Genomic DNA, 12064 nt, shown 5'->3' on the forward strand with positions numbered 1-12064 from the left:
CGTTACGCATCGCGTGCTTCCGCCGCGCTCAGGTAGCCGGTGACCACATCGAAGCGGCGCGTCGCGCCCGGCGCGAGTGCCGCGACATGGCCCTTGCGGCGTTCGGCTTCATAACCCTCCGGCTCGCAGGTCGACGGCAGCGCGAACGCGGCGACCTGCTGGTCCGCGTTGTGCAGGATCCAGCGCGTCGCATGCGGGAACTGTTCGGGGCGGTACGCGGTGTGGAATGCGCCGCCGTCCGGATGCGCGAGCAGGAAATGCGCGACGCCGTCTGCGTCCGTTTCCGCACCGTTCATGAAAAACACGATCTCGGGGTCGTACAGCGCGGGCGTATCGAGTGTCGCGAGCCGTTCCGGTTCGCGCGCGAGCGTGGCCGTATAGTCGCGCCACGCGGCGGTCGGCTTCACGTGCGCGGGCACGCTTTCACGCAGTCGCAACCCGCCGCGCGACAGCGACTGCACGAAACGACCGCCCGGCACGTACGCGTAGTTCAGGTGTGCCATGTACATCAGGTCCATCGGTGCGCCGCCGAGATTCGTCACGTCCATCGTGATCGTCACCTGCGCGTCGTGCTCCGCGAGCCGCACCGACGGACGCGCGACGTAGCGGCTGCCGAAGCCCTGCACGTATTCGTATTCGCCGGTCACTTCGACCGTTGCGCCGTGCGCGTCGGTGCCGACGACCAGGCTCGCCCGATCCATCGGCGCGCACGGCATCTCGCCGTGCAGCGCGTGCGTGTCGTCCGGCCCCGGGCAGCCGTTGCGCAGCAGCCCGCTGTGGAACATGAAGCAGCCGTAGGTATCGATGATCGACGCCGCGCGCTTCGGCTGCCGGAACATGTGCTTCATCGTCAGGTCGCGGCCGTCGAATTCGGCGGCCCAGATCATCTGGCCGAGATACGGCAGCACGACGAGATGGCCGCGGCGATTCTCGAGCTTCAGCGCCTCGACGCCGGACGGATACGCGAACGCGGTGACGGCGAGGCCGTCGGTGCGGTACAGCGTGCGCGGCGCTTCGCGGAAGTCGTCGCGCCGCAGTTCGATCTCGCCGCGCATGGTCAGGCTCCCGACGTGTTGCGCGTCGCGGCGTAGCGTGCGGACGACGCACGGCCGTCGGCCGCCGCGTCGGGCGTCGCCGCCGGCAGGTGCCGCAGGCAGTAGAAGCCGTAGTACACGATCACGACGAAGCAGGCGAGCGGCACGACGAACGCGAGCTGCATGTTGCCGCCGGTGTGATCGGAGATCAGCCCCTGGATCAGCGGCACGACCGCGCCGCCGACGATGCTCATCACGAGGATCGAGCCGCCGTATTCGGTGTCCTTGCCGAGGCCGTCGATCGTGAGGCCGTAGATCGTCGGCCAGCACGGGCCGAGGAACACGCTCACGCACACGGCCGCATAAACGGCCGTGATGTCGTGCACGCTGATCGTGTATGCGAGCAGCGCAATGCACAGCACGCCGTAGACGATCAGCACCTTGGCCGGGCCGACGCGCTTCATCACGAGCGTCGCGATCAGCTTGCCGACGAAGAACGCGAAGAACGTCGCGAGCAGGTAGCGCGATGCGCCGCGTTCGGTGAGGCCGCCGATCTGCATCGCGAGCCGGATCGTGAAGCTCCACACGCCGACCTGCGCGCCGACATACAGGAACTGCGCGACGACGCCCGCGACGAAGCGCCGGTTGCCGAACAGGCGCGCGAGCGTGCCGCGCGCGTCGATCTGGTGCGTCGCCACGCTTGGCCCGTTGCCCTTGCAGGAGGGGTAGGGCGTGAGCGCAAATACGATGAACACGGCGACGAGCACGACGATCAGCCACTTGTACGGCTCGAGCGTGGCCTGGATCATCGCGAGCTGGTGCACGTGCGCGTCGGCCGCCGACATCGCCGCGAGCTGCGCATGCGACGCGTCGCCTTCCTTGAAGATCAGGAAGCTGCCCATGACCACGCCGGCCATCGCGCCGAACGGATAGAACGTCTGCGAGACGTTCAGCCGCCGCGTGCTGGTGTCGCGCGGGCCCATCAGCGTCGAATACGAGTTCGACGCCGTCTCGAGGAACGACAGGCCCGCGGCGATCACGAACAGCGCGACGAGGAACATCCCGTACTTCGCCGTCGACGCGGCCGGGAAGAACAGCAGGCATCCGGTCGTGTAGAGCAGCAGGCCGACGAGGATCGTCGTCTTGTAGCTGAACTTCTTCACGACGGTCGCGGCGGGGATCGCGAGGAAGAAGTAGCCGAGATAGAACGCGGACTGCACGAACGCCGATTCGAAGTCGGACAGGAAGAACGATTTCTTGAACTGCGCGATCAGCACGTCGTTCAGGTTCGCGGCGGTGCCCCACAGCGCGAACAGGCAGCACAGCAGCGTGAAGGCGAACAGCGGCGTGCGGTTCAGGTAATAACCGTCGGGTGTGTGTTCGATCCTGGCTCGGCTCATGGGTGTCTCCTTCCCAATTGTCTCGTCGATGAAGGCGCCGTTCAGAAGTCGGCGTCGCGGAGGAAGCGTTCGAACGTCGCGGCGTCGGCGTACGACTTCTGCGTGCCGAGGCCCGTGACCGAATGCGCGGCGTACGCGGATGCTTGGCGCATCGCGTCGATCACATCGCGCGACGCGGCATAGCAGCGTGCGAAGCAGCCGATATAGGCGTCGCCGGCGCCCGTCGTATCGCGCGCGTCGACCGGCACGCCCGGCACGTGCTGCACGCCGTCGCGCGACACGAGCAGCGAGCCCTTGTCGCCGAGCGTGACGAGCACGTGTTTCAGGCCGCGCGCGACCAGCGCTTCGGCGGCGCGCGCCGCGGTGTCGCGTGAATCGACCGGCATGCCGGACACGATCGCGAGCTCGGTTTCGTTCGGCACGAAGAATTCGACGGAGCGGATCCGCTCGAAATCGAGATCGGCCACCGCGGGCGCGGGGTTCAGCAAAACGGGGATGCCGTGCCGCGCGCCGAACGCGATCGCGTGATAGACGGTGTCGAGCTCGATCTCGAACTGCAGCACGATCAGCGCGCATTCGGCGAGCGTCGGCGCGGCCGCGTCGATGTCGGCCGGTTTCAGGTGGCGGTTCGCGCCCTTGACGATCAGGATGCTGTTGCTCGAATCGGGTTCGACGAAGATCGGCGCGACGCCGCTCGGCACGCCGGCGACCTTGCGCACGTGCGTGGTGTCGATCCCTTCGCGCTCGAAGTTGCGGATCGTGTTGTCGGCGAACACGTCGTCGCCGACCTTCGTCACCATCACGACGCGCGCGCCGAGGCGTGCGGCCGCGACGGCCTGGTTCGCGCCCTTGCCGCCGCAGCCGAGCTCGAAGTTCGGTGCTTCGAGCGTTTCGCCCCGGGCGGGCATGCGCGTGACATAGGTCACGAGGTCGACCATGTTGCTGCCGATGACGGCGATTGTCTCCATTTGCGTCTCTTCCTTGGTATGGGGTGCGCCGCATGCGTGGTCGGCGGCGGCCTGCAACTAATGATAATAAAATCACATTGTATGTGAGAATGCAATCTCCTGATGTTATGGGGATCACGGTCAGTGGTGGGGGAAGGTGCGGTGGTTTGGCCGTCTCGTTGCGGCTTCTGATGATTTTTTGTCTGATGTCGTATAAGAATTGCCGAGATGAAACGAGCATGACGACGGAGTTACATGCGGGATTGGCTGGCCTTTACGTGGCTCGCATTATCCGATGACAGACCACAATGGCGACCCGGCGTGATGCAATCGATCGACTCGCGTCGCATATCGCCGGATCGGATATCCATCGCAAAAATAACCATTTGGTACACGAATCGGCAGGCATTACAGTCTCGCCTCCTGCCGGTTGCGACGCCGGTGATTCCGACGTTATTTCAGAATTCAGCCAAATGAATCGTTTGACGCATTCCCGGGCGCGCACCGCCGCGGCCGTGCTGTTCATGCTTGGCGCGGCGTCCGCCGCGCATGCGGCTCAACCGGCGCTGCGCGTCGGCATCGACGCCGAATCGTACCCGCCGTTCTTCTCGAAGGACGCCACGGGCAAGTGGAAGGGCTGGGAAATCGATGTGCTCGATGCCGCGTGCAGCAAGCTGAACGTGCGCTGCGAACTCACCGACATTGCATGGGACGGCCTGATTCCGGCGTTGCAGAACCGCAAGATCGACGTGATCTGGTCGTCGATGACGATTACCGGCGAACGGCAGAAGGCCATCGACTTCAGCCGTGCCTACTACGAATCGCCAACGGTATTCGTCGGCGCAAAAAGCGATCGGCGCCGCGTCGATTGCGCGGTGCCCGCGAGCTTCAAAGGCCGCGTGATCGGTGTCGAGGCGGGCACGAACTTCTCGGCATTCCTCGACGCCCGATTCAAGCAGGACGCGCAGATCAAGGCCTTCGACAAGTTCGACAATGCGCTCGCGGATCTGGTCTCGGGCCGGGTCGACTATGTGCAGGAAGCGAAGGGGCTGTTCACGGCGTTCCTGTCGTCGCGCGACGGGAAGGATTACGAGGTCAAGACCGTGTGCGCGGACAATCCGGTGCTGGGCCTCGGCATCGGCGCGGGCGTGCGGCAAGGCGACGCGCTGCGCGGCAGGTTGTCGACCGCGATTGCGCAACTGCAGCAGGACGGCACGTGGGATGCAATCACCGCGCGCTATCCGAACCTGAAGGGCACGATCGAGAAGGGCCGCTGAAGCGATGGCCGCGGACGACTCGCTGCTGGCGCTGCTCGCATTCGGCGACGGCGGTTACGGGCGCATCTTCGCGGGTGCGTTCGCATTGACGCTGGGCGTCGCGGCTGCGTCGTTCTGCACCGGGACGCTGCTCGGCATCGCCGGTGCGCTCGGGAAGCTGTCGCGGTATGCGCCGCTCGCGTGGCTCATCCGCCTTTACACGATGCTCGTGCGCGCGCTGCCCGAACTGTTGTGCCTGCTGCTCGCGTTCTACGCGGTCGCACCGGCTGCCGAGGCGGCCCTGCGCCGCAGCGGCCTGGTGTCCGACGGCTTCGCATTCGATCCGTTCCTCGTCGCCGCGCTGTCGCTCGGTTTTATCCAGGGCGCGTATCTCACCGACATCTTCCGCGCCGCGCTCGTCAATGTTCCGGTCGGCCAGATCGAAGCCGCGCACGCGTACGGGATGACGCCGTGGCAGACCTTGATACGCATCCGGCTCCCGGCCGCGGCGCGGCTTGCGCTGCCCGGTGTCGGCAACGTGTGGCTGAACGCGACCAAGGATGCGTCGTTCATCAGCGTGCTCGGATCGTTTACGGATCTGCTGAAGGCGAGCCAGCTCGCCGCCGGTGCGACCCGGCACTACGTGTTCTTCTACGTGGTCACGGCGGCATTGTTCCTGCTGCTGAGCATCACGTCGACGGGGATCTTCGCCGCGCTCGAGCGGTACGCGAACCGCGGCATGCCGAGCGCGAGCACATGATCTTCTCGATGCCGTTCCTGCTCGATACGGTGATGCCGAAGCTGCTCGCCGCGGTGCCGACGACGATCGCGCTGATGCTGTTGTCCGGCACGGCCAGCGTGTTGCTCGGCGCGCCGCTCGCGCTCGCCGCCGGCGCGCGCCATGCGCCGCTTCGCTGGTCCGCGCGCGGCTGGATCATGCTGATTCGCGGCACCCCGCTACTGGTGCAGCTTTATCTGCTGTACTACGGATTCGGCCAGATCGTGCCGCGCGAATGGATGCGTGACAGCTGGGCATCGCCTCTGTTGCGCGACGCGTTCTGGTATGCCGTCGTTGCGTTGAGCGTAAACGAGAGCGCGTATGTCGCGACGATCCTGCGCGGCGCGATCGCCGGCGTGCCGGCCGGCGAGATCGAAGCCGGCTACGCGTACGGGATGACGCGCATGGGCGTGCTGCGCCGGATCGTCGGCCCGCGCGCGTGGCGGCTCGCGCTGCCCGCGCTCACCGGCGAAGCGATCCTGTTGCTGAAATCGACCGTCCTCGCGTCGACCATCACGGTGTTCGACGTGATGGGGACGGCCAACACGCTGCGCTTCGAGACGTTGCGCGTATACGAACCGCTGGCCGGTGCGGCGATCATCTATGTCGTGCTGGTCGCGCTGCTGACGATTCCTGCCGCTCGCCTCGAGAGACGCCTCAATCGCTACCTGACGCGCGAGTCGGACGACCGTGCACCCGCGCGCGCACGTGACGCGTCGTCGGGCGTGTGGGCGGCCCCCAACTGATTCTCCTGTTCCGCATTGAGCATGACGATGTCCGATCCTCGACCCCTGCTGTTTTCCCTCTATGAACAAGCCAGCGTCGGCTGCGGCGGTGCGCCGAGCCTCTGGACCCATCCCGCCGACCAACGGCTGCGCGCCAATACGCTCGCGTACTGGTCGGACCTCGCGCGCAAGGCCGAGCAGGCCGATCTCGACATGCTGTTCTTCGCGGACGTGCTCGGCCTGTACGACGTGTACGGCGGGTCGGCCGACGCCGCACTGCAGTGGGCGGTGGAGTCGCCGGCCAACGATCCGATGATGCTGATCCCGGCGCTCGTCGCGCAGACCGAGCGGCTGGCGTTCGGCGTGACCGCGAGCACGACCTACGAACATCCGTTCGCGCTTGCACGCCGCTTCAGCACGCTCGATCACCTGAGCAACGGCCGGATCGGCTGGAACATCGTGACGTCCTACCTGACGAGCGCGGCGCGCAATTTCGGGCTCGACCGGATGATCGGCCACGACGAACGCTACGCACGCGCGGAGGAGTTTCTCGATGTCGTGTACAAGCTGTGGGAAGGGAGCTGGGCGGACGATGCCGTCGTGGCCGACAAGCAGGCGCCGCGCTATGCGCGCGGCGACCGCGTGCGGCCGATCGCGCACGAAGGCGCGCACTATCGCGTGCACGGTCCGCACGTATGCGCGCCGTCGCCGCAGCGCTCGCCCGTACTGATTCAGGCCGGCTGGTCCGGGCGCGGCCGTGAATTCGCGGCAAAGCACGCCGAAGTGGTGTTCGTCGCGAAGTCGAATCCGCACGAGATCCGCACCGGTCTCGACGAGATTCGCCGGCTTGCAGTCGAAAACGGCCGTGCGGCGGACGACGTGAAGGCGCTGACGGTGCTGCGGATCGTGACGGCGCGCTCGTCGAGCGACGCGAAGGAGAAATACCACGCGCTGCAGCAGCACTATCACGTGCAGGCGCAGCTCGTCAGCTACGCGGGCGACACCGGCATCGACATCGATCGTTATGCGGACGACGAGCCGCTGACCACGCAGACCGAAGGGCTGACGTCCTACGTGATGCGGCCGGACGGCAGCGGCAAGCCGCTGACGGCCGGCGACGTGCGGCGCAAGTTCGCGAGCGTGACGCGCGGCACCGACCTGATCCTGGTCGGCTCGCCGGAAGAAGTCGCGGACCGGATCGCCGAGCATGCGCGGCAGTCGACGACGAGCGGCTACATGCTCAATCCGCTGATCAGCCCCGGCACATTCGACGATTTCGCCGAACTGATCGTGCCGGAATTGAAGAAGCGCGGCCTTTACCGGACGACGCCGCCGGGCGGGACCTTCCGCTCGCGCCTGCGGGGCGGCGATCGCCTGCCGGACAGTGCTTACGGTGCGTCGTTTCGGCAATCGTGATGCCCCCCGGGGCCCAAAGGACGTACGCTTGCCGCTCATCGTAGAGCAATCTCGACGCCGGGCAGCGGCCGGCGCTCGCGTCCGTTATCGTCGGTCCTGAATCGATTCATTGGCGTGAGCGGCTCGCCCGCGCCCGCGGCCCGCCGATCGTGTGTGCGCGCGACGCGTCGGTCGCGCCGGACCCTGTCGGACGGGCAATGGTCGACCGCCCCGGGAGCGACGTGCGTGTGTAACATGCCGTAATCATGCGTCGTCAAGCTCGTTTCCACGATCGGCAGCCGGACAGGTCAGAAGGCCCGATGCTTGAGTCAACGGTTTTTCGGTGTGCTCTTCCACTCCTACGGTATGCACCGGCACAGCTTCGATCATGTGATCACGAGGCTGTTTTGATTTGCTCTAGAGACATCGCGATACAGCACGGATGTCGCGACGTCGCCGTGTCCGCCGCGCGATCTGCCGTTACCGTCGCAACCAGCCTGGACGCGGGTCCGCGTCGCGTTACCTGTCGACTTCGACATCCATGTGCCGAACACATCGTTGGCTCGACATTGATGCACCAATCCGCGCACTCGTTCATGGGTAAATTCGAATTCAACGAGAACGTTTACCCGAAAATGTAACGAAATATTCGACGACTACACTGATATTCGATTGTCGATACACGCGGTTGCACGAATTTTCAATTACATCCGCTGAATACTTCCGCGGCAAACGTTCGCGAGAAATCGACGCGTATGCGATTCGCACGCGGCGCCGTCGATTCGTGTTCAGCGATCGTCGGACAGAACTCACGCAATTTCCATTGATTGCCGTCTGCATTGCGTTTAACGCGCGGCGCGCTCGGCGTCGACTTAAGCGTGCTGCCGGAATGCACGAATAATCGGAATAGCTGACCGGATTTTCGCCCGACGGCACGCAAATATCGCCGCTCTGTCAGCGGGCGCCGGCTTCAACCGAACGCGGGCGGTATCTGACGACCTGCGGTCGAAACGGGCTCCGCAGTGTCGGCGCATGGTCGCCGCGACACCGTCCCTCATCAGTTTCCGCATTGCCGAATGGCATTTACAGCGCATTGGACGGCCCCGATTCCTTCATAATCCCGTGGCGCTGGAAGGGCTTCGCGCTAACCCATTCGATATCCCGGGTCAATGATTTACGTCAATTTTGCGTCGGGTCTTGTGAATCCATTTGCATCGGATTCGACGATTGTCAATAAATAGTGCCGTATCATCGGCTTGATTGATTCCGACAACAACACGGCGAAAACAGACATTGATAAATCGGCGAACGAGGGCCGCCGCATATGATGCGGCGCAGTAATGAAGAAATGTAAGAAATTGTCAAAGGGCCGTAAGATGCAAATAGTGTCGAATCATTCATCGACGGGGTTAAGCGTGAATCGTGGTAGAGGCCCCGGAAACGGGCATCAACGAGCAAGCGTAATCATACTGTTGCTCGAAGGTTTTTCGATTATGCAGATGGGCAAGCTGGCTGCGGTTTTCGAACTCGCCAATGAACTTGGTCGAGCCGAAGGCGCATTCGTCGACCATTATGAATTACGGCTTTATTCGATTAATGGCGGCCCGGTTCGTTCGTCGTCCGGTGTCGGGATCTGGACGGACGCAGCCCGCACGCTCGAGGCAAGCACGCTTCACGCGATGTTCGTTCTGAGCGGTCAAGGCGGGATCGATGAACTCGACGAGCAGTTGATCGCGTGGCTCAGGCACGCGCATCAGCGCGCGCGTGTCGTCAGGGGCAGCAGTGGCGGCCGGAAGTTGCTGACGCAGATTCATCTGGGGCAAAAGGAGGTCGACAAGGCGTCGCCGGCGGTGGACGGCGGCGGTGCTTCGCACGCCGGACGCGACGACGTCGAACATGCCGGTGACGAGGACGACGGGCCGTTCTCGGATGCGTTGTCGATCGTGCGTGTCGACATGGGCTACGAAATCGCGCAGGAAATCGTGACGTGCATGGTGTCCGGTGCGAATCGCAAGCTGACCGACGTGCTGTTCGGCGCACGTGTCGCGCGGGCCAGCACGTTGATCCGGAGGGCGGCACATCACCTGCGCGTCAACAGCGAGAATCGAATCTCCATCGCGGACGAGGCGCAGGCCGCCGCAATGAGCGAGCGCAATTTCCTGCGGCGCTTCAAGAACGAGATCGGTGTCACGCCAACCGAGTTCGTGTTGAGAATCCGCCTCGAAAAGGCCTGCCGCATGCTGATCGAGACAGATCTTCCGGCCGACAAGGTCGCGAGACGAACCGGCCTCGGCAGTGGCGACCGGATGGCCAAGTTGTTTCGCCAGCACTTGCAGACTTCGCCGACCGAATACCGGACCGCCGCTCGAAATGGCGGCGACGCTTCGGCGGAGACGCTGTATGCGTCGGACCTGAGCGGCTGGATGAACGGCGCGACATCCTAGACGCGCGATCATCGTTCGCCACTCGAAACCGATGCGCGGAAATTCATCGCGCTGAAAATAATCCCTATCCGGATAAACAGTATTCCGTTCGAATGACACGCGGGTCATTCCGGAATAAAAAATACGGATATCCGTCGATCGCCATGCGACGAAGGTGGATTCGGCCACAATCGTGGCGCGGTCCGACACCAGCCGTCCAGAACACGTTTCCACTCGATTAAGTTATCGACTGGCCTTTCGAGGAGGCGGCACCCCGGCTCTCCTCGGAATTTTGCCTGCCGTGTCGCCGTGAGCGCACCGTGCAGGCCTTTTTATTCCGCGAGCCAGCATTCGCGCCGACGTCATCCGGCCGATGCTCGCTCGCATGTTCCGGGCGGTGACCGGCGATGCAATCGCTGCCCGGTGCAGCGGATAAGGTCGGCGAGATGAATCACGCATTGGCGGGAAATGGCGTGTCGCCATGGCGATCGGGATTCGAGAATCGCTCATCGAAATCGCACGTCATTTGGAATGGTATTTCACCGGGTCAATCGTGAAATCACTCGAATAATCCCGCCGCGAAATCGGCCTTGATTTCTTCCGCCATCAACAAGGCGAATTCGGACGCAAGCGATAAAAGCGCGAGTCGCGCCGAATATGATGCACTGCGGAAACACTGCGGAAACACTGCGGCAACGACGTCGCGACGAGCAAGCGGCAAGCCATGCGAACCCGCAAGCCCCCGGCAACGCGCCGCGGCATGACCGGACGTGCGCCCCGGGGCGAAATGGAATGCAGACGTGAAGCGCCGGTGCGCCGAGCGAACGGGTGTTGAATGATGAATTAGGAGTTCATATCAATGAATTCGTTGATCAATCGAGCGACCGATATCGGACTGATCGTGCTGGGCGCGTTCATTCCGGCGTTGATCGGCGCCACCGGCGGTGCGCGGGGATCCCTGTTCGACGGTGCGCTGGTTGCCTTTGCCGCCGCGCTGGCGTTGTCGGTATTTCCCGCCTGCGGCATCTACGAGATCACGCGGACGCGATCGCCGCTGCACGTGCTCGGCCGGACCGTGCTCGCGTGGATCGTCGTGCAGGGCATGAGCACCGCGCTCCTTTACATCCTGCATCGCGCACACGTGCTGTCGAGCGAATGGTTCGTGTACTGGACGCTCGCGAGCGGGATCGGCCTGATTGCCTTCCGCGCGCTGACGCTCGCGATCTTCGGGATGATCGAGCGTGCGGGCGGCCAGGTTCGAGCGGCCGCGATCGCGCACGCCGACCTGCGCGGCCAGCGCGAACTCGGCCACCGCACGGTCGGACGAATCAAGCAGATGGTCAAGCGCAGCTTCGACCTGGTCGGTGCGTTGGTGCTTCTCGTCGTGCTGGCGCCGGCGCTGCTGGGCATCGCATGGACCGTACGGCGCGACGGCGGCCGGGCGATCTTCGGGCACGAGCGCGTCGGCCGCAACGGCCGGCCGTTCAAGTGCCTCAAGTTCCGCTCGATGGTGACGAATGCCGATGCGGTGCTCAAGGCGCTGCTGGAGCGCGACCCGGAAGCCCGCGCGGAATGGGATCGTGAATTCAAGTTGAAGAACGACGTCCGCATCACGCCCATCGGCCGCTTTCTCCGCAAGACGAGTCTCGACGAGCTGCCGCAGTTGGTGAACGTGCTGAAGGGCGACATGAGCCTGGTCGGGCCGCGACCGATCGTCGAGGCCGAGCTCGAACGCTACGGCGCCGACGTGCGCTACTACCTGATGGCGAAGCCCGGCATGACCGGCCTCTGGCAGGTCAGCGGCAGAAACGACACCGACTATTCGACGCGTGTATCGCTCGACGTGTCCTACGTTCGCGAATGGTCGCTGCGCCGCGACATCGGCATTCTGTTCCGGACGATCAACGTGGTGTTGCGCGGTTCGGGCGCGTACTAGCCGTCGCCGCGGGCCCGCCGGGGAATGCGCGCGGCGAGCCGTCGCGATGGCAGGCGCTGCAGTTTGTAGTGGCAGGAAGCATGTCCGATCTTGACAGGGGTGCTGTACTCGCGCCGGCACGGCGCGAGGCGATCGGAGCAATTTCAAATTAGAACAAGTGCGAGGTTGTA

General features: G+C 64.3%; 9 protein-coding genes. 6 read left to right on the plus strand and 3 right to left on the minus strand.

The features are described from left to right. Window positions 1-2 precede the first annotated feature (2 nt). The 3 genes from ABD05_RS31345 to rbsK are packed head-to-tail and all read right to left on the minus strand — an operon-like array spanning window position 3 to window position 3402. On the minus strand, window positions 3-1055 hold the full coding sequence (locus ABD05_RS31345; protein ID WP_047904066.1) for an aldose 1-epimerase family protein: 1053 nt from the start codon (window positions 1053-1055) through the stop codon (window positions 3-5). Window positions 1056-1057: 2 nt separating this feature from the next. Further along, complete coding sequence (gene fucP, locus ABD05_RS31350; RefSeq protein ID WP_047904067.1) at window positions 1058-2434, minus strand: L-fucose:H+ symporter permease; 1377 nt, start codon at window positions 2432-2434, stop codon at window positions 1058-1060. A gap of 41 nt (window positions 2435-2475) precedes the next feature. Beyond that, window positions 2476-3402 (minus strand): ribokinase, encoded by a 927-nt coding sequence (gene rbsK, locus ABD05_RS31355; RefSeq protein WP_047904068.1) that lies wholly within the window; start codon window positions 3400-3402, stop codon window positions 2476-2478. A gap of 452 nt (window positions 3403-3854) precedes the next feature. Between rbsK and ABD05_RS31360 the strand changes: the two genes are divergently transcribed. From ABD05_RS31360 to ABD05_RS31385, 6 genes are all read left to right on the plus strand, one after another. After that, window positions 3855-4658, plus strand: coding sequence for a transporter substrate-binding domain-containing protein (locus tag ABD05_RS31360; RefSeq protein WP_053060018.1), 804 nt, complete (start codon window positions 3855-3857; stop codon window positions 4656-4658). A 4-nt stretch (window positions 4659-4662) separates the two neighbouring features. Beyond that, on the plus strand, window positions 4663-5397 hold the full coding sequence (locus ABD05_RS31365) for an ABC transporter permease subunit (RefSeq protein WP_047904069.1): 735 nt from the start codon (window positions 4663-4665) through the stop codon (window positions 5395-5397). Then, window positions 5394-6161, plus strand: a complete 768-nt coding sequence (locus tag ABD05_RS31370; protein ID WP_047904070.1) for an ABC transporter permease subunit — start codon at window positions 5394-5396, stop codon at window positions 6159-6161. The genes ABD05_RS31365 and ABD05_RS31370 overlap by 4 nt, the downstream gene beginning before the upstream one ends. Before the next feature lie 27 nt (window positions 6162-6188). Next, window positions 6189-7556 carry an LLM class flavin-dependent oxidoreductase gene (locus ABD05_RS31375; RefSeq protein WP_047904641.1) on the plus strand — a complete coding sequence of 456 codons (1368 nt, stop codon included), beginning with the start codon at window positions 6189-6191 and terminating at the stop codon, window positions 7554-7556. A gap of 1478 nt (window positions 7557-9034) precedes the next feature. Continuing rightward, window positions 9035-9979, plus strand: coding sequence for a helix-turn-helix domain-containing protein (locus ABD05_RS31380; protein WP_238594223.1), 945 nt, complete (start codon window positions 9035-9037; stop codon window positions 9977-9979). An 838-nt stretch (window positions 9980-10817) separates the two neighbouring features. Beyond that, window positions 10818-11894 carry a sugar transferase gene (locus ABD05_RS31385; protein ID WP_047904071.1) on the plus strand — a complete coding sequence of 359 codons (1077 nt, stop codon included), beginning with the start codon at window positions 10818-10820 and terminating at the stop codon, window positions 11892-11894. The last annotated feature ends 170 nt before the right edge of the window (window positions 11895-12064 follow it).

The organism is Burkholderia pyrrocinia (assembly GCF_001028665.1).
Lineage (GTDB): Bacteria > Pseudomonadota > Gammaproteobacteria > Burkholderiales > Burkholderiaceae > Burkholderia > Burkholderia pyrrocinia.